This is a genomic window from Shewanella indica, from assembly GCF_033842865.1.
GTDB classification, from domain to species: domain Bacteria; phylum Pseudomonadota; class Gammaproteobacteria; order Enterobacterales; family Shewanellaceae; genus Shewanella; species Shewanella indica.
In genome coordinates this window covers 3,909,466-3,934,918 of record NZ_JAWXXR010000001.1, presented here as the reverse complement: position 1 = coordinate 3,934,918, position 25,453 = coordinate 3,909,466, and the positions used below count along the sequence as shown (strand labels likewise).

Annotated in this window: 15 protein-coding genes; 8 read left to right on the top strand and 7 right to left on the bottom strand. The window is 55.3% G+C overall.

Translation table 11 applies throughout. The features are described from left to right. Positions 1 to 124 precede the first annotated feature (124 nt). Positions 125 to 4,075, bottom strand: coding sequence for a translocation/assembly module TamB domain-containing protein (locus tag SIL79_RS17585; RefSeq protein WP_162206546.1), 3,951 nt, complete (start codon positions 4,073 to 4,075; stop codon positions 125 to 127). A gap of 44 nt (positions 4,076 to 4,119) precedes the next feature. Next, on the bottom strand, positions 4,120 to 5,976 hold the full coding sequence (locus tag SIL79_RS17580; RefSeq protein WP_405130445.1) for an autotransporter assembly complex protein TamA: 1,857 nt from the start codon (positions 5,974 to 5,976) through the stop codon (positions 4,120 to 4,122). A 127-nt stretch (positions 5,977 to 6,103) separates the two neighbouring features. Here SIL79_RS17580 and SIL79_RS17575 point away from each other — a divergent pair, with 127 nt between their 5' ends. The 3 genes from SIL79_RS17575 to hrpA all read left to right on the top strand — a co-directional run bounded on the left by SIL79_RS17575 (position 6,104) and on the right by hrpA (position 11,738). Further along, on the top strand, positions 6,104 to 7,138 hold the full coding sequence (locus SIL79_RS17575; RefSeq protein ID WP_144361319.1) for an isoaspartyl peptidase/L-asparaginase family protein: 1,035 nt from the start codon (positions 6,104 to 6,106) through the stop codon (positions 7,136 to 7,138). Positions 7,139 to 7,336: 198 nt separating this feature from the next. Continuing rightward, positions 7,337 to 7,753 (top strand): CBS domain-containing protein, encoded by a 417-nt coding sequence (locus SIL79_RS17570; RefSeq protein WP_039033326.1) that lies wholly within the window; start codon positions 7,337 to 7,339, stop codon positions 7,751 to 7,753. A 109-nt stretch (positions 7,754 to 7,862) separates the two neighbouring features. Further along, on the top strand, positions 7,863 to 11,738 hold the full coding sequence (hrpA, locus tag SIL79_RS17565) for an ATP-dependent RNA helicase HrpA (RefSeq protein WP_162206547.1): 3,876 nt from the start codon (positions 7,863 to 7,865) through the stop codon (positions 11,736 to 11,738). A gap of 221 nt (positions 11,739 to 11,959) precedes the next feature. Here hrpA and SIL79_RS17560 read toward each other — a convergent pair whose 3' ends face one another. Next, a complete protein-coding gene (locus SIL79_RS17560; RefSeq protein WP_233962567.1) occupies positions 11,960 to 13,273 on the bottom strand; it encodes an ammonia-forming cytochrome c nitrite reductase subunit c552 in 1,314 nt (437 codons plus the stop codon). A 620-nt stretch (positions 13,274 to 13,893) separates the two neighbouring features. Here SIL79_RS17560 and SIL79_RS17555 point away from each other — a divergent pair. From SIL79_RS17555 to SIL79_RS17535, 5 genes are read left to right on the top strand one after another with little or no spacing between them, the layout of a single operon-like run. Further along, a complete protein-coding gene (locus tag SIL79_RS17555) occupies positions 13,894 to 14,055 on the top strand; it encodes a nitrate reductase (protein ID WP_039033272.1) in 162 nt (53 codons plus the stop codon). A 38-nt stretch (positions 14,056 to 14,093) separates the two neighbouring features. Further along, a complete protein-coding gene (locus SIL79_RS17550; RefSeq protein WP_039033271.1) occupies positions 14,094 to 14,351 on the top strand; it encodes a chaperone NapD in 258 nt (85 codons plus the stop codon). A 2-nt stretch (positions 14,352 to 14,353) separates the two neighbouring features. Beyond that, positions 14,354 to 16,843, top strand: a complete 2,490-nt coding sequence (gene napA / locus SIL79_RS17545; RefSeq protein WP_162206579.1) for a nitrate reductase catalytic subunit NapA — start codon at positions 14,354 to 14,356, stop codon at positions 16,841 to 16,843. Between the two features lie 13 nt (positions 16,844 to 16,856). After that, entirely contained in the window at positions 16,857 to 17,333 is a 477-nt protein-coding gene (locus tag SIL79_RS17540) for a nitrate reductase cytochrome c-type subunit (protein WP_062793459.1), read from the top strand. Positions 17,334 to 17,341: 8 nt separating this feature from the next. Then, complete coding sequence (locus tag SIL79_RS17535) at positions 17,342 to 17,929, top strand: cytochrome c3 family protein (RefSeq protein ID WP_025009645.1); 588 nt, start codon at positions 17,342 to 17,344, stop codon at positions 17,927 to 17,929. A gap of 111 nt (positions 17,930 to 18,040) precedes the next feature. Here SIL79_RS17535 and SIL79_RS17530 read toward each other — a convergent pair whose 3' ends face one another. From SIL79_RS17530 to recB, 4 genes are all read right to left on the bottom strand, one after another. Next, a complete protein-coding gene (locus SIL79_RS17530; RefSeq protein WP_162206549.1) occupies positions 18,041 to 18,433 on the bottom strand; it encodes a VOC family protein in 393 nt (130 codons plus the stop codon). A 134-nt stretch (positions 18,434 to 18,567) separates the two neighbouring features. Then, the gene (locus tag SIL79_RS17525; protein ID WP_162206550.1) at positions 18,568 to 19,578 is read right to left on the bottom strand and encodes a D-alanine--D-alanine ligase; all 1,011 of its coding nucleotides are present in this window, start codon (positions 19,576 to 19,578) and stop codon (positions 18,568 to 18,570) included. Positions 19,579 to 19,793: 215 nt separating this feature from the next. Continuing rightward, positions 19,794 to 21,797: an exodeoxyribonuclease V subunit alpha gene (recD, locus tag SIL79_RS17520; protein WP_233962342.1), complete on the bottom strand. Its 2,004-nt coding sequence runs from the start codon at positions 21,795 to 21,797 to the stop codon at positions 19,794 to 19,796. Next, a complete protein-coding gene (gene recB, locus SIL79_RS17515; protein WP_162206552.1) occupies positions 21,794 to 25,453 on the bottom strand; it encodes an exodeoxyribonuclease V subunit beta in 3,660 nt (1,219 codons plus the stop codon). The genes recD and recB overlap by 4 nt, the downstream gene beginning before the upstream one ends.

Genomic DNA, 25,453 nt, shown 5'->3' with positions numbered 1-25,453 from the left:
AAGCGCCCCATGGGCGCTTTTTTTATGTCTGTATTCTAACTTTTAAGTCAGAATCGCATGTTTATGTCCGGTAAGTCGCCGCGGCCTGCAAGGTTGGTATCTGCTGCCGAGAGCTGTTTACCGCTTAAAGATCAAAGCTGTAGTAGATATCCAGAGACTGGCCCAGAGTGCCGGATACACTTTCCAGATAGAGCTGCGACAACAGATAGTAACGGACTGTCATCTCATAGCCTGGGTTGAATACACCGACACCGTATTTGATCATTAGATCTTTGCCTATATAGCCACTGATGGCGACTTTACCATCATCATTGGTATCCAACTGCACATTGGAGAAACCAAACATCTCCACCAGCCCAGCAGCTGTGTCACCCAAGGTAGAAATGGCGCCACCATCAACCTGGGAGCTCAGCGACAGCGCGGCGCCCATCATCAGTGAGTTGTTCTGTTCGTTTCCTGCACCAAAACCTTTCCCCTGAACGATATAGGAAATGATCTCCGCCTGCTCCTTGGCCGGGTTGGAGAATAGGGTCACTATTGGCTTTTTGGGGGTACCCGTGATCCGTACCCCGGCGGTAATATCTTCATCGCGGATCTCCCGAATGGCTTCGATATTGAGGTTGGGGATCTGCATAGGCCCTACAAACTGTACCGCACCTGTGGCAATTTTCAGCGTCTGACCCATGAATTTATAGCTGCCGTTAACCACCTTGATATCACCAAAGAGTTGCGGCGGCTTTTGGGGCGCTTGTTGCATGCGCAAGGTACCCACCAACATCCCTTTGAGACCCATACCATCGATAGCCAGCTTATCACCGACATCTATGTTCAAATTGGCACTCAGGGCCATGGGCGATGCTTTGACTTCCTGCTCCGAAATGGAGTCACTGAACACCACATCGGATGATACGCTCACTCCGCCGGCTGGCAGTTGCACCACCTTGATGTTGCCGGAAGGTACCTTTATCTCGCCCGAGATATCGAGCGCGTCCGGGCTGAAATGGAGTTGAATATCCGGACTGATATTGACAATGGCCAGCGGCGGTTGAATAACGCCGAGTTCTTGTCCCTTGAGCTGGATATCGCCACTGAATTGACCCTGTGGCCAGCGCAACTGACCACTGAGATTGGCTTGGCCGCTGCCCATCATCCATTGGCCCTGGAGCTCGGCGGTTTGGCCGACAAAAGCCAGGTCCAGGGAGATTTGCTCCAGTTTAGTCGGGTTGGCTGTGCTAGCCAGGGCACCTTCACGCAGACTGAGCTGGCCGCTGAGTTCGGGGTTGTTGAGGCTGCCAGCCAATGTTAAGTTGGCTGCGAGTAAACCCTCAATGGTTTCGAGCTGCGGCATAAACTGACCAAGCAGTTGCAGGTTGACCTGGTCAATATTGACGTAACCACTGAGGCTTCTATCCGGAGTTACCTTGATATCCAACTGGCTTTCCCAGCGGGCTAGAGCATCGGAATTGAACAGAATATGGCTTCTCAGTGCATCATCGTCCAAGGTGGCCTTGAGTGTAAGTGCCTGATAGTCGATGCTGGCGCTGGCTTGCTGTTTGCGTTTAAGGCTTACCGTTCCGGGGGCCAGCTGGAAGTTGAGCTGGCCCTGTGGACGCGCGCCGGGTTTCCAGGCGACGGCGGCATCCATCGAGGCATCGCCCTGCCAAGTGAAGCGCTCGGGTAACAGCTTGGCCAGCAGTTGCCCAGGTTGCCCTTGATAGTGCAACTTGGCTTCACCCTTGTCGGCCAGGCTGACATTATCGGTCAGGCAGAGTCGGCTGGATGGATGGCTTAAACAAAAGGCGCTGAGCTCGCCTCGGCTTTGCTTGAGATCCCAGTCCAGTGACGCAGTTTGTTCAAGTTGCCAGAGTCCCAGAACGGATCCCAAGTTGAATTTGCTAAGTTCTATGTTGGCCTTTTGTTTGGTGAGATCCAGTTTACTGTGGATGGCAGTATCCAGTTGCAAATCGCCCCGGGTTTCCAGTCCCAGTTTCTGCCGCTGTTCATTGCCCTTGGCCCTGAGAGTGATGCCATCAAGATGAATTCCTGCGCCGTCAAACTCACCTGTTTTCAGCGACAAGGCAAACTCATGCAGATCCAGTGGTGCATAGAGCGCCTTGAGTTGGCTGCCACTGAGGTTGAGATCGCCAAATCTGATGCTCTGGGTCTGGGCCCTTAGCTGTACCTGTGGGTGTTTGGCATCTCCCACCACTTGGATATCGGCAGTTAACGCACCAAACGCATCGGGATGCCAGAGATTGAAATCGGGCACGTCCAATGTGGCACTGAGATCCCATTGCTCTTTGGCGCTGCCGGAAAGGTCCAGGCGGGTATTGAGTGCCCGCAGCGATAATCCCTGGCTGCTGAGCTCAAGCGAATCATCTATCTCCAGATCGCCAGTCAGTTCAAACGGCAGGCGGTCCAATAAGCCATGAAGTTGAGCCTGTTTGAGACTCACTCGCCATTTGCCGTCCTGCCAACTGCCACGAGTGGCAAGCTGGCCGCTAATATCGCTGGATGGGATCACCGGCGTATCTTCAGCCTGACTTTCATCAGATTTGCTTTCGTCAGCTTGGCTTTGTGCACTGACTGCTTCGCTGTCGCTGGTGTTATTATTTTGGGTGATTTGGCTATTTGCTTCTTTTTCTTTGGCAGTTTCCTTCGCTGTCGGCAGAGTTATCGCGCCGCTGTTGAAATGTGAAAGTTCGAGCTTTGCATCCCAGGCTATGGCTTGGGCATAATCCAGCGTCCCCAGAAGCATTACTTTACCGGCACTGCTGTCACCGCTGAACTCTTCAATCTTGAGTCTTTGGCCTCGATGTACCAGGCGGGTATTGAGGTTTAGTTCGGGGTAGAAGGGGGTACTTAGTTGTGTAACCAGGCTGGCGCTTTGTTGCTTGAGGTCGCCGCGACTTTCCAGCTCTAGTCCGTTGACACTGTACTGAGCAAGGTCAAAGGGCCAGTGCAGTTCTCCTTCTGAGATATTCAGTGAATAGGGCAGTTCCGGTTTGGTGAGGTTGACACTGGCATTGAGCGCCAGGCTCTGCTTGCCACTGAGTTTGGCCTTAAGCTGCAAGTCGCTGAAATCACCTTTGAGGGTGAGATCCAGCTGTTGCTGCTCGAGTCCCGGTAGTTCAGGTAAACGCTGTAACTCCAGTTGCGCCGTCAGTGCCATGGGCCAGTGCTTATCCAGAGTCAGTTCACCTTCCAGCGACAGACTGGCATCAGTGTGTTTGGCATAAAGCTCGTTGACTCGCAGCTCGGCGTCTATGTAGCTGGCGCTGAGACGCAGCTCCTGGAAGTTGTCATCTCTACCCATAATTTGCAGACGCGAGTTCAGCAATTCGGCATGTTTTAAATAGATGGGGAAAGGCATGGCAACCTTTGGCATGTTCGCCAGCACCCATTGTTCAGTCTCGGTTTTTTGCGCCGCTTTTTGTTGCTTAGCCGCGGCGGCTGATTTGTCTTTGTCTGCCGCTTGCGCTTCTGGCGAATTTGACTCCGGGAGCAGCACGCTGAGCCCGCGGCTCTCAAGCTGGATGACTTGTAATCCACTTTCCTGCCAATTGGCTGCGGTATTCAATGCCGCAGCATCAAAGTGCATCTCATCGACCCGCACTTGAATATCCGTGAGGCTTGCTTGTTTCAGGCTGATGCCAAAGGGCAGTATCAGCTCTTCCGAGCTTGGCGTTTCTTCCTCTGCCTCTGAATCTGAGGCTAAGGCCTGGGTGTCTATGTTGACCCGGGTTGTTGTTAACTCCAGGGTGTCGACACATAGCTGTTTTTGCAAAAGGCAGGCCGGTTGCCAGGCAAGGGTCAAGGCATCCGCACCGACACTGATACCATCCATCTGCCAGTGTACCTGTTTGAGTTGCAGCTCCCGGTTCAGGGTGCCGGAAGCATATTCCAGCTCCAGATCCGGCACCAGAGCACTGGCAATAAATATCGCCAGATGGCTACCGGGCGCCGTGCCCAGCAAGAGTGCCAATAGCACCAGCAAGCCGAGCGGAATGTACAAGAGGGTACGGGTAGACCACTTCAGCCACTTGAGCCAACGGGGAGACGGTTTCTTTGCCATTTGTTTGTTGCTTGAGTTGGGTTCCTGTTGCATCGGGGGTTGGCTCATAATTCTGTCCCCATGGTAAGGTGAATACGCCAGGGTCTGTCTTCGGCATCGGATTCGTGCAAGCCAAAGCCCACATCCAGTTTGATGGGACCTATGGGGGATATCCAGTGAATACCACCACCTACAGAAACCACAGGATCAAATTGATTGACATCAAAGGCGTTACCTGCGTCGACAAAGGTGCCCACGCGCCAGCTTGGGGTCAGGTAATATTGATACTCCAGGCTGCCGACTGCCAGGTAGCGGCCACCGACAACTTCCCGAGACAGGCCGCCTTTGTCATTGGTGTAATCCAGGTGGGGGCCGAGCTCTTGGTAGCTGTAACCACGAATACTCTGATCGCCACCGGCAAAATAACGCAATGAGGGAGGAATGATTGCCAGATCGCCTTCGGCTGCCAGGTTGACCCCGAGATCGAGCCGGGAGACAAATCTGTGCTTGTCAAAGAAAGTCTCAATCCATTTGAACTTGGCCTGCATCCGGGTCAGGCGAACATCTGAACCCAGCGAAGGATCGGCATATTCAATGCTATAAAGTTGCCTGAAACCCGACTTGGGGTCCAGGCTATTGTCGCCGCGGCTGGTCTTCGATAGCGTGGTGCCAAACAACAGGAATTGTGGGTCATAATCAACGCCCGACTGGGTATAGCTTTCCTGGATTGCCTCCAGCGAGTAATTGAGAAGCCAACCGTTATTGAGCCGCTTGCTGCGGCCAACTCCGAAAAGCTTCTTGGTCGATTCCAACTGACCTGTGTTGCTAAAGTCCCTATCCTCTGGCACATAGTCTTGGGTCACACCGTATTTGTCCCTCAGCAGGCCGACACGGATCTTGAGCTGGTCATCCAAAGGGTGAGTCAGGGGGATGGTATAAGTCGAGAGGAATTTGGGTCTGTCTCTCGACCATTCTATACTGGTTTCCTGAGAGTGGCCGTAACTGTTGAGCTGCGGAGTACGCCAGGTCACTCTGACTCTGGGATCCAGATTACTGTCTGTACTGGAGCCGATATCAGCACCCAGACCCAGTTCTATAGAATGATCCGGTCTTGGGCTCAGTTCGACCCGCACAGGTATGCTGTCTTCAGTCAACTTGTCAATTTGAGGTAACACTTTGATATTGGAAAAATAGCCGGTATCCAACAATTCTTGATTAAGCTGTGTGACTTTGCGGGTACTGTAGGGGGCGCCGGGTTGGAATGGCACCAAATCTTCGAGCAATTGCGGCTGCAGGCTGTGGCCCTCAAAGCTCACCTCGCCAAACTGGTAACGCTTGCCCGAGTCAAAATACAGGTTGAGTTGTGCCAGATTGAGATCGCGATTCACCCGGATCTCCGATTTCTGATAATGGCCGTCAAAATAGCCGCGAGCCAGTGCCAGCGATATTAGCTGCGATTTTATCTGTTCATAATCGCCGTGGTTGAGGGGATCGCCTGGTTTGATCTTGATCTGGCTGAGCCAGCGATTGATCCAGGGGTCGTTGAGCACTTCACCTTCGAGGCGGATATCGACCCATTGCAAACGGGTGACTTCTCCTGGGGTAATTGTAAGCTTGAGCTCCCACGGCCCTTGTTCGTTTTCCTTGATTTCCTGTTCCAGCCTGCCATGGTAATAGCCCATGGATTCCAGCGCGGCCTCGACACTGTCGCTGACATTAAACAGATAGGCACGGCGTTGCACCTTGGATTCAGGAAAGTTACCCAAGTGTGCGCGGATATTTTTCTCAAGCTCGCCCGATACCCCTTCGATGCGGAGATTAAGCAGAGGATCATCGGCGCCATTTGCCCGGGGGCTGGCCAGTATGATCGACGCAAAACTCAGGATATATGCGGGAAAGCGACTGTTTTTGGTCAAGGAAATCAGAACTTTTGTTTAGCGTTACATTATTGCTATTGTCGCCTCAGATCTCGGCTCAGGCAAGTAACAGATTGCCATCCCGACCTAAAATGGTTACAAAGACAGCAGTCGTTAATATGGAAGCAATACAATGAAAACAAAAATAAAAAATCTAAGTCTGAGCCTGGGACTCCTGCTGGGAGGTATGATGTCGGTTCAGGCTGCAGAGGTGCCGTTTGCAATTGCCATTCACGGCGGCGCCGGCACCATATCCAAGGCGGCTTTGACTGAAGAGCAGCAAAAAGCCTACCGTGACAAACTTACCGAAGCCGTCAATGCCGGTTATAAGGTGTTGGATAAGGGCGGCGCCAGCATGGAAGCGGTGCAGGCCGCCATCAGAGTGCTGGAAGACAGCCCTTTATTCAATGCCGGTATTGGCGCCGTGTATACCTTTGATGGCAGTCATGAACTGGATGCCTCCATCATGGATGGCAAGAGTATGAATGCCGGTGCCGTTGCCGGGGTTAAACATATACTTCATCCAATCGATCTCGCCAGAGCCGTGATGGACAAGTCAGAACATGTGATGCTCTCGGGAGCGGGCGCCGAGGAGTTCGCCTTGACGATGGGAATGGAGCTGGTGCCCGGCAACCGTTTTGACAGCAAGGCGCGCTATCAACAGCTTCTCGATGCCAAGGCCAAAATCAACGCCGCCGAAGCCAATAAAGACTTTCAGGCGCGCCTGAGTCCTCTGGATCTCGATTATAAGTTCGGCACCGTCGGCGCAGTGGCATTGGACAAGCAGGGCAATCTGGCGGCAGGGACCTCGACTGGTGGCATGACAGCCAAACGTTATGGCCGTATCGGTGATTCACCTGTGATAGGTGCCGGCACTTATGCCGAGAATGGGGTCTGCGCCGTTTCGGCGACCGGTCACGGTGAGTACTTTATCCGTTTCCATGTGGCCGGTGATATCTGTGCCAGGGCCAAGTACCAGCAAAAATCGATTCTGCAGGCCGCCGATGAAGTGATCAATCAGCGGCTGATCTCTGCCGGCGGCAGTGGCGGGGTGATAGCCATAGACCAAAGAGGCAATGTGGCAACGCCGTTCAATACCGAAGGCATGTACCGTGCCTGGCGCAAGAGCAATCAAGCGGCGGAAGTGATGATCTGGCGAGATAACTAAGGAAGGTGTGAGCAAGTCCCATCTGTGCTCAGCATCGGCTTACAGGCCTGGAAGCAAGGCGTGGTTCGCAGTAAATGGCCCAAGTCCTGTGCAAGAAGCATAAAATTTTGGATTGAGGCAATCGCTGTTGGCTTTAACCCCAAGGGCAAAATATTGGCTACACTGAACAATGAAGCCGTTTTGAACTTGGGGAAAGCTATGGATTCAATAAAAATACGTGATCATATGGACCGTCAGCCAGTGCTGTTGAAGGCGGATATGTCGATAGCCACTGCGGTGGAAAAACTGCTTGAGGCCAATAAGGGCGGGGCGCCCGTGGTGGATGCAGCAGGAAGCCTGGTGGGTTTTTTGTCACAGCAAGACTGCATGGCCGCCATGCTCAAGAGCAGTTATCACTGCGATCTGACCGCCGTGGTGCGCGACTGCATGCGCGCCGATGTCCTTTGGGTCAGGCCGGATGACAGCATGTTGCAGTTGGCCGAGCAGATGCTGGGGCAGAAACCGAAAATATACCCTGTGCTGGAAGATGGTAAGGTGGTGGGCACCATCAACCGTACCAATGTGCTCAAGGCCATGAACAGCTATATGCAGCAGTGTTATTTGACCCCGGCCTGACAACTGCGCTTGATTTGACTGAAATTTGGGCGTTATCAGTCAGTAAGCATACCCAAGACGGCGTATCCTTGTTAGGATCGCCGTTTTTGATCCCCAATGGACACAGGTTTTGAACGCTAAGCTGCACCCTCTCTCCCGCGAATATCTGGATCTCTGCTTTCAGGCCGATGCGGCGCGCATTCGCCGCAGCCTGTTCCGCTTGAAAAAAAGCCCCGACTCAGAAGCCAAACAGCAAAAACTCGCCGAGCTCAGTGAAGCTGCGGTGCAGGCTTATGAAAGGGCGCAGCAAAGGCTGGCAGACAGACCTGTCATCGAGTATCCGGATGAGCTGCCGGTGTCACAAAAGCGCGATGAAATCGCCTCGGCCATCATCAATCATCAGGTGGTGATAGTGGCCGGTGAAACCGGCTCGGGCAAGACCACTCAGCTGCCCAAAATCTGTCTCGACTTGGGGCTTGGCAGCCGTGGTCTGATTGGCCACACTCAGCCCAGGCGCCTGGCGGCCCGCAGCGTGGCCAGCCGGGTTGCCGATGAACTCAAGACAGAGCTGGGTCAGGCGGTGGGTTTTAAGGTTCGTTTTGCCGATGCGGTTTCCCAGGACTCCTATATCAAGCTGATGACAGACGGTATCCTGCTGGCAGAACTGGCATCGGATAAATGGCTCAGTCAGTATGATTGCCTCATCATAGACGAGGCCCATGAGCGCAGTCTCAACATCGACTTTATTCTGGGTTATCTGAAGCAAATTTTGCAAAAGCGCCCGGATCTCAAGTTGATCATCACCTCGGCCACCATAGATGTGGAGCGCTTTTCCAAGCATTTTGACAATGCGCCCGTGGTGGAAGTGTCCGGCCGCACTTATCCGGTGGAAACCCGCTATCGCCCCCTGTTGCAGGATGACGACGCCGACTTGGATCTGATGGACGGCATCTTTGCCGCCGTCGATGAGCTCTGTCGCGAAGGCCCGGGGGACATTCTGATTTTCATGAACGGCGAGCGCGAAATCCGCGATACCGCCGAGCAGTTGAAAAAGCGTAACCTGCGCGATACCGAGATCTTGCCGCTTTATGCCCGTTTGTCATACGGCGAGCAGTCCAAGGTATTCAAGCCGCATCCAGGGCGGCGTATTGTACTGGCCACCAACGTGGCCGAAACCTCGCTGACTGTGCCCGGGATCCGCTATGTTATCGACCCAGGTACTGCCAGGATAAGTCGCTACAGCTATCGCACCAAGGTGCAGCGTTTGCCGATTGAGCCCATCTCCCAGGCCAGTGCCAATCAACGCCAGGGACGTTGCGGCAGGGTTGGGCCGGGGATCTGTATTCGCCTCTATGACGAGCAGGACTTTATCAATCGGCCGGAGTTTACCGATCCTGAAATTCTGCGCACCAACCTGGCATCCGTGATCCTGCAGATGCTGGCCATAGGCCTGGGTGACATTGAGGGCTTCCCCTTCATTCAGCCACCGGATCCGCGCCATATCCGCGACGGCTTCCTGCTGCTCGAAGAGTTACAGGCGGTGAGCAAGCACAAAGGGGCGCTGAAACTGACCCCGCTCGGGCGCGATCTGGCGAAGATCCCGGTCGATCCCCGCCTGGCCCGCATGGTGCTTGAGGCCAATAAGCTGGGCTGTCTGCATGAAGTGATGGTGATTGTCGCCGGATTATCGATTCAGGATCCCCGTGAGCGGCCCCATGAGAAGAAACAGGCCGCTGATGAGGCCCACCGCCGTTTTGCCGATAAAGATTCCGACTTTGTCGCCTGGCTCAATCTGTGGCAGTACCTCAAAGAGCAACAGAAGAGCCTGTCATCCAGTCAGTTCCGCAAGCAGGTGAAGGCCGAGTATCTGGCCTATTTGCGTATTCGCGAATGGCAGGATCTCTATGCCCAGCTGCGTCAAAGTGTGCACGACCTCAAGTGGCGCCTCAACAGTCAGGCCGCCGACTATGAGCCGCTGCACCAGGCGTTGCTCTCGGGGCTGCTGAGCCATATCGGCTTCAAGGATAAAGACAACGAGTATCTGGGGGCCCGCAACCGGCGCTTCTTTGTGTTTCCCGGCTCACCGCTGGCCAAGAAGGGCCCCAAGTGGATTATGGCGGCCGAGCTTACCGAAACATCACGCCTGTTCGCCCGTACCTGCGCCCGCATAGATCCTGTATGGCTCGAGTCTCTGGCGGCGCATCTGGTCAAGAAGCAGCACAACGAGCCCCATTTCGAAGCCAAACAGGGCAGTGTGATCGCCCTGGAAAATCAGGTGCTCTATGGCCTCACCATAGTCAACCGCCGCCGGGTACAGTTTGGCCCGCTGGAGCCGGTTAAGGCTCGGGAAATCTTTATTCGCTCGGCTCTGGCCGAGGGTGAGCTGCGCTGCAATGAAGCCTTCTTCAAGGCCAACCAGGCGTTGCTTGAAGAGGTGGAAGATCTCGAACACAAATCGCGGCGGCGCGACATTCTGGTGGATACCGATGCCTTGTTCGCCTTCTACGATGAGCGCATTCCACAAGGGATATACAACCAGCCCAAATTCAACACCTGGTGGAAACAGGCCAGAAGAGAGACCCCTGAGCTGCTCAATTTCAGCCGCGAACTCTTGATGCAAAGGGATGACACCCATGTATCGGCATTGGACTTCCCCGACAGTTGGCAGCAGGGCAATCTCAGCCTTAAGCTGAGTTACCATTTTGAACCGGCGGCCGAGGATGACGGCGTCTCTGTGCTTATTCCGGTGGCGCTGCTCAATCAGTTGGATGAAACCGATTTTGACTGGCAGGTGCCGGGGCTCAGGGAAGAGAAGTGTGTTGCCCTGATCAAGTCCTTGCCCAAACCGCTGCGGCGCAATTTTGTGCCGGCGCCGGATTATGCCCGCGCCTGTGTGCAGGCGATGGAACCTTTTGCCCAGCCTTTGTTGCCCTCCCTGTGCAAACAGCTGCTGAGAATGAGTGGCACCCGTGTCAATCCGGAGGATTTCGATCTCAACGCCATTGCCGACCATCTGAAGATGAACTTCAAGGTGGAAGACGATAAGGGCAAACTCCTGGCCCAGAGCCGGGATCTCGACAGCCTCAAAGCATCATTGCAGGGGCAGGTGAACCAAGCGATACGCAAGGTTGCCGACAAGGGCATAGAGCAAAACGCCCTGACCGAATGGAGCTTTGGCGACCTGCCGAAAGAATATCAAAGCCGCAAAGGCAGCTATGAGGTGAAGGCGTTCCCCGCCTTGGTGGATGCCGGCGATACAGTTTCCATCAAATTATTTGATGATGAACAACAGGCGCTTTCCCACCACAGACAAGGGCTGAGAAAGCTGCTGCTTATCAATATTCCATCGCCGGTGAAACATCTACAGCAGGCCTTGCCCAACAAGGCCAAACTGGCGATGTATTTCAATCCGTTCGGCCAGGTGCAAATACTGATAGATGACATTATTGCCGCGGCAATTCAGCAGCTTTTGGATGAGCAGCAGTTGGATGTCCGAAGCGCCGATGACTTTGCCAAAGCCAAGGAGATTGTCAGGGCCGAGCTCAATGAAACCGCAGCGGCCATCGCCCTCAAGGTGGAGCAGATTTTGACCTTGCACCAGAAGATCCGTAAGCGTCTCAAGGGTAAAATCAGCCTGGATATCGCTTTTGCCATGAGTGATATTCAAAGCCAATTGGACGCCCTGGTGTTCAAGGGATTTGTTGAAGCTTCCGGTTGGCGCCGTCTTGGGGATCTGATCCGTTATCTCAAGGCGATTGAGCTGCGCCTGGACAAGCTGCCGGTGGATCCCAACCGTGACCGTTTGCACCTGCACAGCATTCACAACGCCGAAAAAGAGTTCAAGGCCGCGCTTGCCAAGGTGCCACGCAGCCAGGCGGTACCGGAGGCGCTGGCCGAGGTGCGCTGGATGCTGGAAGAGTACAGGGTCAGCTGTTTTGCCCAGAGTCTGGGCACTGCTTATCCGATATCGGAAAAGCGCATCCTTAACCAGTTGCAGCAGTTTTAACTTAAAATCCAACTGACAGCCGCGTTTGGCTCCTAAAGTGGACGTGATAAAAACCAGGCAGGCCCAGAGCACAGCCAGAACACACAGTGCCTGCTGGTGCCCTCCTGGTACGCGGTCATATTTCCCACGGTGGCTATTGTCGAACGCCGCTTATTCCCCAATCAAAATTACATGTTTTGATTAAGGCTTGGCTCTTATTCCGGCTATTGTTCTCCTTGCCTTCAATAGCCGAAGTTTGCAGCCTTGGACCAATGTTTTTTCACTTCAGTCTCGATAAAGGCTTGCTTCTCCTCGGTCAGTTTCTCCAGCTCCACGCCTATGGCTGCCTGCGCCTTGGCCTTGGTGCTGTAGTCCGGATAATCGACTCGGGTGACGCCAAGGTCGGCATTCAGCTTGCGCAATATCTCTCTGGCAGCGCGGATCTGCTCTAAGCCCTTGTCCAGCAGGGCTTCACCCTCTTTGGCGTTGTGGGCGTGAATACCGTGGGATGACATGGCAAAGTCCCAGCGCCACTGTGCATGTCGTATCCCCATGATGGCATACCCTATCTGTTGCCACTGGGTACCGGCCTTCCAGGCGGCGCCGGCTTCATAGTGGGCCTTGATAAGTAATTCCTGTAACTGTTGCGCCTTGGTCTCCAGTAGCGCTTTATTGTCGGCAATCAGCTGGGTAATTTGCTGTTGGCTCTGGTGACAACTGCTGCAATTGGCCGCTTCAAAGTCCGGCAGATGGTTGGTTATCTTGTGGTTGGTGAAAGATTTGCCGTCGGCGCTGGTTTCCTGGGTCATATGACAGGTGACACAACTGATACCTGCCTTGGCGTGGACGCTGCGATTCCAGTGCTCAAACTCGGGATGGCGCGCCTTCACCAGCGGCGTTCTCGATACCGGGTGCACCCACTCGAAAAACTGCCGGGCATCATAATACTTTTCTATTTCATCGGCGCTGTTGCCGAAGATCCAGGGGATATTGACCTTGTCCTGACGCTCAGGCTGGAAGTAGTAAGTGACATGGCACTGGCCGCAAACCTGTGATTGCTGCATCGATTGATTTTGTTCACCAAAGGGTTTGTGCACTTTTGCCATGGCGTCCTGGGCATGAGGTCTTGGCAGTGCCAGTTCAGCTGAGCCCTGGGTATGGCAATCAGAGCAGTACACAGGGTTCTGGATTTCCGGACCCAGCTCGGCAAAGTTCTTGGCCGAGAAGCCTTCGACGCCCAGCTCTTTCATCAGCCTGGGTGCATCCGGTGTCTTGCAGGTCCAACAGCTGGCCGACAGTCCTCTTTCACCAGCCTTGGGGCTAACACCACTGCGTAGGCTGTGGCTGACATCGGCGACGGCAAAGTGATGCCCTCTGGGGCTATGGTACTCCTTGGCATAAGCCGAGCCTGCCCAGAGGATGATGCTGGCGGGGTTTTTCTCAAGCATATCTTCCCGCTGTTGCTCCTCTGAGGTTTGGGCCCAGGTCTGATATTGCAGGCTTGATGTTTTGTCTGCTGCGACAACGGAAAATGACAGACTCAGACCTAGCACAATGGGTAGTGTAGTAGGGTGGGTAAAGGGGTTCACTAAAGGCTCTCCTAGATTGGGACGACGCACAAACAGGCGTTTGAAGTTTGGTCCCTGAAAACAAAAAAAGACACAAATAAAATGCATGATAATGCTAAGGAGCTCTGTTAGTCGTTGCAACCGCAAGATATTGTTTTTACTGAATTCTGTGACCTGAAACAGGATTCAGTTTCTCCTTTTATAGCCGTTTTATCGCTTTAAAGCCCGCCCAGCCTGGGCACTACTCCCTAAGGGATATTTTACTTATTTCGTTGGTTTTTTGACCGTTCTTTATTGGCGAAATGGCCACTTCTTTGCTGTATTTCATGTAAGCCTGAATAGCTAAAAGCGGAAAATGTCGAAATTACAATCGATTGAGGCGGTTGAAATGGGTGATATCCGTCTTTTGGCGGCTATTTTTATGATCCAGATCAACGGCATCAGGTGTTTACCAACTTGGGGGTATACAGTTTGTTAACACTTTGGCTTTATGATCAAAACCGAAAACAAGTTGCATTTAAAAGGCGGCTTTAATCTGCCGGGCTTGGCGGCCGTTGCCCTGAAACAGCACAGCAGCAAGCCATCTTCATAGCGCCTAGGGAGGAGCCATGAGTGAGACACCGAATACTGATGAAAAACGTCTGGAGCTGAAGATATTTATCTTCCTGACGGTTTTTTTGGCGCCGCTATTGTCGGTTTTGCTGGTCAGCGGTCTGGGCTTTGCCATCTGGTTCAGCCAAATCTTAACCGGCCCACCGGGAGCCGGTTAACGCCAGCATAACGAGAGTCCTTAAAACAGGGGAACGAGATGAGTAGGGAATTGCATGTCAGCAGCCTGATCCTTCAGGTGATGCCATCCAAGATGGCCGGCGTTCGTCAGCAAATTCTGTCGTTCGGCAATGCCGAGCTATCGGTTAACGATGAAAGCAAGCTGGTTGTGGTGCTGGAAGGCCCGACCGAACAGGCGATCCTCGCCACCATGGACAGAATCAATGCCCTCAAGGGCGTGATCTCCACCGCTATGGTGTATCACCAGTGTGAACAGCTCGAAGAGGAAGAGCAATGAAAATGAACAGACGCGAATTCATGAAGGCCAATGCCGCCATGGCGGCAGCCGGGGTCGCCGGATTGGCTTTACCTGCCACAGCCAGCAACCTGATCACCAGTTCAGAGCACACCCAGTTAAATTGGAACAAGGCGCCGTGCCGCTTTTGCGGTACTGGCTGCTCTGTGATGGTAGCCACCCGCGAAGGCCGGGTTGTGGCGACCCATGGCGATGCCAACAGTGAGGTCAACCGCGGCCTCAACTGCATTAAAGGCTACTTCCTGTCGAAGATCATGTATGGCCATGACAGGCTGCAGACTCCCATGCTGCGGATGACAGACGGCAAATACGACAAGCACGGTGAATTTACCCCTATCAGTTGGGAGCAGGCCTTTGACATCATGGCCGAGAAGTGGAAGCACACCATCAAGACCAAAGGGCCGACGGCGGTGGGCATGTTTGGTTCAGGTCAGTGGACGGTTTGGGAAGGTTATGCCGCTTCCAAGCTGATGAAGGCGGGTTTCGGCTCCAACAATATCGATCCCAACGCCCGTCATTGTATGGCTTCAGCCGTGGGCGGCTTTATGCGTACCTTTGGCATGGACGAGCCTATGGGTTGCTACAACGATATTGAAGCTGCCGATGCTTTTGTTCTTTGGGGCTCCAACATGGCCGAGATGCACCCAATCCTCTGGAGCCGGGTCACAGACAGACGCCTCAGCGCGCCCCATGTAAAAGTCTCTGTGATGTCTACCTTCGAGCACAGAAGCTTTGATTTGGCCGACTTGCCGATTGTCTTCACGCCGCAAACCGATCTGGCCATTCTCAACTATGTCGCCAACTATATCATCAGCAATGACAAGGTTAATTGGGACTTCGTCAACAAGCATGTGAACTTCCGCAGAGGCACAACCGATATTGGCTATGGCCTGCGGCCCTCACATCCGCTGCAGCAAAAAGCCAAAAACGTGGCCACCGCCGGTGAATCGACCCCGATGGACTTTGAGCAGTTCAAGGCCTTTGTCGCCGATTACAGCCTGGAGAAGGTCAGCAAGCTCTCGGGCGTACCCGAGCATAAATTGCTGGAGCTGGCGAAACTCTACGCCGATCCCGAGGTGAAGGTGACCTCCTTCTGGACCATGGGCTTTAACCAGCATACTCGCGGGGTTTGGTGTAACAACCTTATCTACAATATCCATTTGCTGACCGGCAAAATAGCTACCCCGGGCAACAGTCCGTTTTCACTCACAGGTCAACCTTCAGCCTGCGGTACTGCGCGGGAAGTGGGCACCTTCTCCCATCGCTTGCCGGCGGATCTGGTGGTGAATAATCCAGAGCACCGCAAGATTGCCGAGACCATCTGGAAAATCCCTTCCGGGATCATTCCGCCCAAGCCAGGCTACCATGCGGTAGAGCAGAACCGGCGATTGAAAGATGGCGATCTCAACTGCTACTGGGTGCAGGTAAACAACAATATGCAGGCCGGCCCCAATATCAACGAAGAGGGCTTGCCCGGATACCGTAACCCGGAAAACTTTATTGTGGTGTCCGATGCTTACCCAACGGTTACCACCCAGGCCGCGGATCTCATTCTTCCCACCGCCATGTGGGTGGAGAAAGAGGGCGCTTATGGTAACGCCGAGCGCCGCACCCAGTTCTGGCACCAGTTGGTGACAGCGCCCGGACAGTCGCGCTCGGATCTCTGGCAGTTGCTGGAGTTCTCCAAGCGCTTTACCACAGACGAAGTCTGGTCCGAGGCTGTATTGGCGGCCAATCCCGAATACAAGGGCAAGACCCTGTATGAAGTGCTGTATCAGAACGGCAATGTTGACAAGTTCCCTCTCAGTGAAAGCGATAACAAGTATCTGAACGACGAAGCCAAGCACTTTGGTTTCTATGTGCAAAAAGGGCTTTTTGAAGAATATGCCACCTTTGGCCGTGGTCACGGTCATGACTTGGCTCCCTTTGAAATGTACCACCAGGCTCATGGTTTGCGCTGGCCTGTGGTTGACGGCAAAGAAACCCTCTGGCGCTACCGTGAGGGCTCGGATCCTTACGTTAAACCCGGCAAAGGCTTTGAGTTTTACGGCAAAAAAGACGGCAAGGCGGTTATCTTCGCGCTGCCATACGAGCCGGCGGCAGAATCCCCGGATGCCGAATATGATCTTTGGCTCTCCACCGGGCGGGTGCTGGAGCATTGGCACTCAGGCTCCATGACCCAGAGGGTACCCGAGCTCTATCGCGCCTTCCCGGATGCCGTGTGCTTTATGCATCCGGATGATGCCAAGAAACGCGGCCTGCGCCGAGGTGATGAGGTCAAGGTGGTGTCCCGCCGCGGCGAGATACTGACCCGGGTGGAAACCCGCGGCCGCAACAAGCCGCCGGTGGGTTTGGTGTTTGTCCCCTGGTTCGATGCCAGTCAGTTGATCAACAAGGTGACTCTGGATGCCACGGATCCGCTGTCCAAGCAGACCGATTTCAAGAAGTGTGCCGTGAAAGTGATGAAGGCCTGAGGAGGATAAGAAGATGAAATCGAATCATACCCTGTTGGCCTTTGCCGCACTGCTGACTGCGCTATCCGTCAATGCTGCCGGCATTCCCGAGGATAAGGTGGCGACTTTGCGCCAGGCGCCGCTCAATAGCCAGCCGACACCGCCTGTGATGCAGAAGGTGAGAAATACGGACATCAAACAGACCCGTAACTACCCGATGCAGCCGCCGGTCATACCTCACAAGATAGACGGCTACCAGCTTGATCTTAAGGTCAACAAGTGCATGTCCTGTCATGCCCGCAGTCGCACCGGCGAATCGCAGGCGCCTATGGTGAGCGTGACTCACTATATGGACAGAGACAATAACTTCCTGGCCGAGCTGTCACCCAGACGATATTTCTGTACCCAGTGCCATGTGCCGCAACTGGACGCCAGATTGATGGTGGAGAATGACTTTGTCGATATGGATCACTTGCTCAAGTCCGGGGCTGAGAACCCATCCAGCCATTAGGAGTCGCTATGTTTGAGAAACTGAAACAGATATGGCGGGTGCTGAACCGGCCCAGTGTTCACTTCAGTCTGGGTTTTCTGACCCTGGGAGGCTTTGTCGCCGGGATCATCTTCTGGGGTGGTTTCAACACTGCCCTGGAAGCCACCAACCAGGAGGCTTTTTGTATCGGTTGCCACGAGATGGAAAACAACGTCTATCAGGAGCTGAAGACCACCATACATTTCACGAACCGCAGCGGGGTGCGGGCGACCTGTCCGGACTGTCATGTTCCCCATAATTGGACCGACAAAATAGCCCGTAAGATGCAGGCTTCCAAGGAGGTGTGGGGCAAGGTGTTCGGCACCATCAATACCCGGGAGAAGTTCGAGTCCAAGCGGCGTGAACTGGCCGAGCATGAGTGGGCCAGACTCAAGGCCAACGACTCGCTGGAGTGTCGAAACTGCCATAACTTCCAGTATATGGACTTCACCCGTCAGTCACAGCGGGCGGCCAATATGCACTCCACCTCGCTGGCAAGCGGTGAGAAGACCTGTATCGACTGCCACAAGGGGATAGCCCACCACCTGCCGGATATGCAGGGAGTGGAAGGCTTCTGAGCCCAAAGCTCTGGGTATAGCCTATTGCTTCATGAAAAAAGCGCGCCGAACTTTCCCGGCGCGCTTTTTATCTGTTAAATCACCAGTAAAAATCCACGATTAAGCAACGCCTTATTGGCAGTTTTCCTGTTGCCGACTCAGGAGTTTAAGCTCCACTTGATTGCCGTCCGGATCGTAAATATAGATAGAGCGGCTATAACCCCGGGCGCCGTATTTTTCCGAAAAGCCTTCATGGTGCACGCCGTGTTGCTCCAGGTGTTGCAGTACTGAGGCTTCATCCTTGGCGGCAATATTAAGGCAGAAGTGCGCCATATTGAGGCCTAAAGGTTGATCGCTTCTTGGCACCAGATCGATAAGGGCACCGCCGAATCTCAGTTGCAGCAGGCTAGGGGAGTCGAGCCGCCGCTCGAAACGAGCCCCCAGCACTTGGGTGTAGAATGCTTCGCTGGTTTCCAGACTGCTGCAGATCAACACCAGATGATCTATATCTATCGCACTGAACATAAGTTCTCCTGCATGCCGTCACACCTATTTTCAGCTTAGCAGGATAAAAAACACCCGCGCGAGTGGCGGGTGTACGTTTGCTTCGGTCCGGTTGGTGCTTCGGTCCGGTTGGAGCTTGGCTCAGGACGGGTGCTTTACTTGAGCGGTCCGCTCAGCTGGCGTCTTATGTTACTCACCAGCCACTCGCTGACATCATGGCCATTGTTGCTGAGCATCTTGGGGAACATGGAGATGGGTGTCATGCCCGGGAAGGTATTGATCTCATTGAGCAGTATCTCGCCTTCATCGGTAAGGAAGAAGTCGATACGCGACAGGTGGGACAGCTTCATGCCCTTAAAGGCGCGAATGGCATAATCGCGTATGGTATCGATTTGCGCTTGGCTCAATTCGGCCTCGACCTTGGTCACCGCCTTGCTCTTGGCATCATACTTCTCATCGAAGCTGTAGAAGGTGTTGTTGGCACAGATGATTTCACCCGGCACTGTGGCTATCACTTCACCCTGGTATTCATATACGGCCACTTCCAGCTCCCTGGCTTTGATGGTCTTTTCCACCACCACGTAGGGGGAGTAACTGAAGGCCTGCTCCAGCACCGAAGGGATATCATCGCCGTTGTCCACCCGGTAACAGCCGACGGATGACCCCTGGGATGCCGCCTTGATAAACAGTGAGCCCCATTCATTCAAGGCCTCACGGCAGCGGCAGTTGGCCGCTTCACCGGCTTCACTGAGAAACAGATAAGGGGTATTGGGGATCCCGAGCGCACTGAACCACATCTTGGCCGTGACCTTGTTGAAGCAGTTGCTGCTGGGTTCAGAGCCGCAGCCGAAATAGGGCAGGTTGATCAGATTGAAATAGGACTGAATATCGCCGGTCTCACCCGGATAGCCGTGAATACAGGGGATCACATAGTCCACCGGCCAGCTGGGCTCGGCCTCATCGAAGCGCACTTCACGGCGATTGGTCAGCTCGCAAACCTGGCCCTGCTTGGTGTGGTAGTGGCCGGCGGCGTCAAGCTCCAACCTTAGCACTTCCATGTCGGGAATATTTGCCAGGCAGCTTTCGATATAGTCAGCCGACATCAAAGAGATACTGTGCTCGGCGGCCCCGCCGCCACAGAGTAACAAGATATGGGTTTTGCTCATGAATTCTCCTGACTGAGCGGCCTGATAAATAACCTTGGCCGATATTATGCCTGCTTAGACAGGCCTTGAGTATAACGGCAGCTGACGCAGGCTCTCATCTGGTTATTTTGCCGCCAGAGCGAAGCGGGCCGTATGGCATCTGGCCCGGTTGCTGTTCTCGCTATCGTCCCAGCCAGTCGCGGCCAAAGCCGCCATAGCCATAATCTCTGCCACAATCACTGCCATAGCCTATCGGCCAGCCCTGAAGCCCGGCGAGTGAGGCGACGACAGGCGCCATCAAACACTGAGCTGTTGCCCAGGCAGCAAAAATGCTGCTTGGCGCGGGTAATGGCGGTGTAGATCAGCTCCTTGGTGAGCAGTTGCAGCTGCGCCGGGCTCGGGCTCGGCGGCAACACCAAGGCCACAGAATCAAATTCACTGCCCTGGGACTTGTGCACTGTCATGGCAAAACAGGTCTCGTGGCCGGGAAGACGCGCCGGCAACACCTTGAGCACACTGCCGTCGGCCTGAATAAAGTGCGCCAGCAGCCTGTTGCTGTCTCGGTCGGGCAGAATAACGCCGATATCGCCGTTAAACAGCCCCAGGTTGTAATCGTTGCTTTGGATGATCAGCGGTCGGCCCGGATAAAACTCCTGCTGCGGGGCGATCAGTCCGGCCTGTTTCAGCACTTGCGTCAGTTGCCGATTGATCCCCTCGACACCGAAATCGCCGCCACGGGTGGCGCACAGCAGTCGAAAGCGGTTGTAACGGGCGATGATCTCCTCGGCGCTGATGTCCGGCCTGTGCACCACTTCCAAATAGTCGCGGTAGTGCTCACAGGCCTGGCTGAGAAGCCGAGCCAGCCCCTGCTGCTGTTTACCGATTTCCAGCCACTCAAGCTCCTGATAACCGCCATTCCAGGCCTCAGTTATCGCGGCGCCATCACTGAGGTTGACCGCCTTGGCCAGCACGCCTATGCCGGCATCGCCGCGGAATCTGTGGCTGTGACGCAGCATACAAAGATTGTTGCCTATGCCGGGGGCGAGATTGATGCAATCGCTGAGGTCAAAGCCGGTGAGCCTTGTCAGGGTTGCGGCAAACTCGGCGCTGTAACGCATGCGCCAGTCCTGCTGGTGGCGCAAACCGGCGCAGATATCGGCGAGCACGGCGCCGGCTTCCACCGAGGCCAGTTGATCCTGATCCCCGAGCAGTATCAATCTGGCATTGGCGGGCAGGGCATCGAGCAGCCGGTCCATCATAGGCAAGTCCACCATGGAGGCTTCATCGACAATCAGCAGATCCAGATGCAGCGGGTTGTCTTGGTGATGACGGAATTTGTGCGAGCCGGGGATCACCCCCAGCAGGCGATGCACAGTGGCGGCTTCTTCGGGGATCTTGTCTATGGCGCCAAGGTCAAGCTCGGCGGCAAAGGGCATAAGCTCTTTGGCGAGGCGCTGTTTGGAGGCCTTTATCGATTCGGTCAGGCGCGCCGCCGCCTTACCCGTGGGGGCCACCAGACGTATGTTCATTTCACTGCCGAGACACAGGAGCATCAGTAGCTTGGTGACTGTGGTGGTCTTGCCTGTGCCCGGGCCGCCGGTGATCACCGCCAACTGGCGACAATAGGCGGTGGCGGTGGCGACTTTTTGCCAATCGCGTTTGCCGGAATTTTCATTATCAGTTTGAGGTTCACCATCAGTTTGAGCTTCACTATCGGCTTCAGCTGCATCAATAGTCGCTTGGCCTGTATGGCTGGCGGGCGGCAAAAACAGGCAATCCAGCGCGCGTCGCACCTCGTCGGTGGCGGGGTATTCAATGGCGGCCATGGCGGTGAGGCGCCGGGCGACCCGGCACTCAAAATCATAATAGCGTTTGAGGTAGAGGCGGCCAGCGTCGAGGATCAAGGGTTTGTCTTCACCGGGGGCGCCGACGGCGGCAAAATTGGCCACCGCCAGCTCAAGGCTTGCCGGGTCGGTATTGAGGCGCACACTGGGGTGGGGCTCTGCCAGCGGATTATCAAACGCTATGCTCCCCAGTGGCAGGCAGGCGTGCTGCGATGATAACTGGCGGCTCAGCAGGGCGCACAGCAGCAGAAATAGCGGCGATGGCTCCTGGTGAATGGCGGCCATCTGCAGCGCAAAGTGGCGGTCGAGCGCCGTCAGCAGCCGCTGCTCTTCCCATTGCTTGAGCAGCGCAGTAACAGCTTGGCTGCTTTGAAGTATTGATGGGCTATCTGTCATAGACTCAACTCCAACTGAGGGGCGCTCGAGGGCGAATCGCCCTTGAGTAAGGCATCCAGGGCCAGGATCACCGCTTCATCCGGTCTGTCCACAAACACTCCGGCGCCGGGATGGGCCGCGGACATGCCCCGTAAAAACAGATAACAGCAGCCGCCGAAATGGCTTTGATAACAATAGTCCGACAGTTTGAGGCTTAGGTATCTGTGCAGCGCCAGGCTGTAGAGCAGGTACTGGAGATCGTATCTGTGCTCGCTGATGGCGGCGGCCATCTTGTCCTGGCGGTAATCGCTGAAATCATCCCCCAAATGGTTGGATTTATAATCGGCAATGTAGAAACGGCCCTGATATTCAAAGGTAAGATCGATAAACCCCTTGAGCATGCCCTTGAAGGCATCGAAGCGCAGTTCACCGCCATAACCGTGCTTGGCCAGCAAGCGGCTGAGCTCGGTATCGATAAGCTGGGTATCGCCGCCAAGGGGCAGATAAAACTCCATCTCCACCAGCTTTTGGCGCTTGCTGAGGTCGCCCAGGCGCAGACTCTGCCCCTGAGGCAGAGCGATTTCGGCGTTAAGCAGATCCCGATACCAGTCATAAAGCACATCTTGCCAATCGCTGTCGATGCCGTACTGCTGCATCGCCTGGGGCAGATGCAGCAAGAGTTCCTCCTCGGCCTGGGTAAAGTCGATTTTCTCCAGTACCAGGTGCATAAAAGAACCGGCATTGGCGCCGCGCTCGAAGCTGAAGCGGTTGGCCTGCAAGACATCCTGCGGCTCATAGACAGAGGCCAGCTCGATTTCAAACTCCTCATCACCGGCGCCCGGCAACACCCGCTCGTGGGGCAGATGTTTGACCAGGCCGGAATAGCTGCCGACCCGCCAGGGCGCGCCTTGACGCGCCGCCGGCACCTGGGCACAAAGTGGGCTTTGGGAGTGGTTTTCAGTGCCTTGAAGGTGACTTGGATCTGCATCGCCTATCTCGGTCAAGGAGATGGCCTCGCAAGCAAGGGATGCGGCGGCGCTTTGCAACCTATCGCCGTCACAGTCCTTGTCTTCAATGCCGAGCAGATAGCCTATGGCGGTATCTTTCAAAAAGCTGTTGATGCCCGTCTTGTTCATGCGGCAGTGATTGGCCAGCCCCAGATAACAGCGATATACGGGCCGGGTCAGCGCCACATACAAGAGGCGCAGATCTTCGGCCAGCGTCTCGCGTTTACAGGCTTCCCAGCCTTCGTCACTGGCGTCCAGATCCCAGACTAATTGATTGTCCTTGTGGTACAGCATGGGCGAGGGGCGGCGACTGCCGTCGCGGGCCAGGCTGACAAAGGGGATGAAGCACACAGGATATTCCAGCCCCTTACTCTTATGGATGGTGACTATCTGCACCAGGTTTTGCTCGCTGGCGAGCCTCAGTTGCTGCTCTTCACGGCTCTGGCCGGAGAGCAGTTCCTGCTCAAACCAGTTGACCAGGGCGCTCATGCCTTCGAGCTCGGTGGATTTTTGCTGTAGCAGTTCCGCCAGATGGCGAAAATCGGTGAGACGCCGCTCGGCGTTGGCCTCTTGGCCGAGCCGTTCCAGCAGCTGCCAGTGATCCGCGAGATTGAGCAGCGCCGGCATGATGCCGCGGCGGCTCCAGAGCTCATGCAGCGACATGAAGGTATCGAGCACTTCGGCGCGCAGTGTCTCAGATTGGTTGAACTCATGGATCTTATTGGCGCTGAAGCCCAGCAAGCGGCAGGCCAGTGCCGAGCGAATCGCCCGTTCATCCCTGGGGCTGGCGAGCGCCTTGAGGATGAGGGCGATTTCCCGCGCTTCCTCCGTGACCATTACCGAGTCGCGGCTGAGGAACACGGCGCCGATCTGGCGACTATTGAGCGCTTGTTGCATGACGGCGGCTTCGTTTCTGTCGCGCACCAAAATGGCGATATCCCGGGCGCGCAGCGGCTGCTCATTGCCACTGAGGCGACACTCGCCGCGGTTGGCGGCATTGAGCAGGCGCACGATTTCGGCGGCGGCATCTTCGGCCAGCAGTTTACGGGCCTGGGTCTTGTTGAGGCCCTTGTCCGGATCTTCCTTGAGCAGCCTGAGCTGCAGCGCCGCCGAGTCTGTGCCGGGCGCGAGCAGCTGTTTGCTGCCGGCGTCCTTGGCCTTGACCGGCTCGAACGGGATGGCGTCACTGATAAAAGGGTCGCTGTGGTTGGCAAACAGGCGGTTGACCGCTGCAATCATGTTGCTGGCCGAGCGGTAGTTGGTGTCCAGATTATAGTGATCGGCGGTATTGCGCCTGGCCTCAATATAGGTATAAATATCGGCGCCGCGAAAGGCGTAAATCGCCTGCTTGGGATCGCCTATCATCAACAGAGTGCGACTTGCCTCAGGCTCAGGCTTGGGTTCAGGCTCGGCGCCGGCATCCGCATCCTGCTGTGGCAATTGCGCCGGGTAGATGCCGGAGAAAATTGCAAACTGCAGCGGATCCGTATCCTGAAATTCGTCGATAAGCGCCACCGGGAAGCGTTTGCCTATCTCCTGCTTGAGCTGCTCGCCGATGGCAAGGCCGCTATCCGGCGCCGTCTGGGTCAGGCCGCCTATGGCCTTGGCCAGGGTCAGCAGCAGATCGTCCGGGCTCAGCAGGTTGCGCTCGGCCTTGAGCTCGGCAAAACGCTCGGCTATCTGGGCTCTTGCCTGATAGAGGAATGCCGGAATAAGCGAGTCTACACTGTCTCTGAGCGCTTCTATCTGCGCCAGCAGCGGCGCCTGTTGCGCTGTGGGGATTTCGCCGCCTTTTCTCAGTTTCAGTGACCCGAGAGCCAGGCTGTCCAGCAGCTTGGGTGTCGGCAGTCCCTGATGATACTTGGCCCAGTTGTCCATCTGCTCCAGCATGGCCGTGAGTTTGGGGTAGCCATCGGCTTGCTTGCCATAGCTGGTGCCGTTGAGCGGCAGGCTGTGGAGCAGGGCCTCGATGGCGTCCCTTTCTCTTGGCCAGCTCAGTCGCAGCCTTGCGAGCTGAGTCTGCAACTGCTCGGCATATTGATCGAACTCACCCGGGTCGCGGTTGGCGCTCGCTTGGCTGGCGCCGAGCAGCGGTCTCAATTCGCGCCCCAGCGCATCCGGAGTGGCGTAATGGGCGGCTATCGCGGTCGCCAGGGCTGTCGGCAGCCGATAACAGACATGGCGCCAAAAATCGCGCACACTCTGGCGCAGATATTCGCTGTCATCCAGGGTAAATTCCGACTCGAACAGCAGCGCCGACTCAAAGGCCATATCCGAGAGGATCCGCTGGCAAAAGCCGTGAATGGTAAAAATGGCGGCTTCATCCAGACTCTTGAGCGCCAGATCCAGCTGCTTGAGGGCGGTTGCGCGCTGCGTTGGCGGGCAGAGCTGATAAAGCTGCTCGATAAAATCGTCTTTGACGCTTAGGCCGATAAAGCGCTGATAACAGCTGCGGATCCTTTTGCGTATTCTGTCGCGTAGCTCTTCGGTGGCGGCGTTGGTAAAGGTGACCACCAGGATCTGCTCACAGCTAAGGCCCGGGCGCTCAAAATCACCCAGCAATAAGCGCAGATAGAGGCCGGAAATGGTGTAGGTCTTGCCGGTTCCTGCACTGGCCTCAATCAGGCGCCGGCCGCTCAACGGTAAACTCAATGGCTCCAGTGCTTGCAT

Coding starts and splice junctions, on each gene's coding strand:
- SIL79_RS17540 (WP_062793459.1), top strand. CDS start 16,857: ATGAAATCGAATCATACCCTGTTGGCCTTTGCCGCACTGCTGACTGCG.
- napA (WP_162206579.1), top strand. CDS start 14,354: ATGAACAGACGCGAATTCATGAAGGCCAATGCCGCCATGGCGGCAGCC.
- SIL79_RS17570 (WP_039033326.1), top strand. CDS start 7,337: ATGGATTCAATAAAAATACGTGATCATATGGACCGTCAGCCAGTGCTG.
- SIL79_RS17535 (WP_025009645.1), top strand. CDS start 17,342: ATGTTTGAGAAACTGAAACAGATATGGCGGGTGCTGAACCGGCCCAGT.
- SIL79_RS17530 (WP_162206549.1), bottom strand. CDS start 18,433: ATGTTCAGTGCGATAGATATAGATCATCTGGTGTTGATCTGCAGCAGT.
- recD (WP_233962342.1), bottom strand. CDS start 21,797: ATGACAGATAGCCCATCAATACTTCAAAGCAGCCAAGCTGTTACTGCG.
- SIL79_RS17575 (WP_144361319.1), top strand. CDS start 6,104: ATGAAAACAAAAATAAAAAATCTAAGTCTGAGCCTGGGACTCCTGCTG.
- SIL79_RS17555 (WP_039033272.1), top strand. CDS start 13,894: ATGAGTGAGACACCGAATACTGATGAAAAACGTCTGGAGCTGAAGATA.
- SIL79_RS17525 (WP_162206550.1), bottom strand. CDS start 19,578: ATGAGCAAAACCCATATCTTGTTACTCTGTGGCGGCGGGGCCGCCGAG.
- recB (WP_162206552.1), bottom strand. CDS start 25,453: ATGCAAGCACTGGAGCCATTGAGTTTACCGTTGAGCGGCCGGCGCCTG.
- SIL79_RS17585 (WP_162206546.1), bottom strand. CDS start 4,075: ATGGCAAAGAAACCGTCTCCCCGTTGGCTCAAGTGGCTGAAGTGGTCT.
- SIL79_RS17550 (WP_039033271.1), top strand. CDS start 14,094: ATGAGTAGGGAATTGCATGTCAGCAGCCTGATCCTTCAGGTGATGCCA.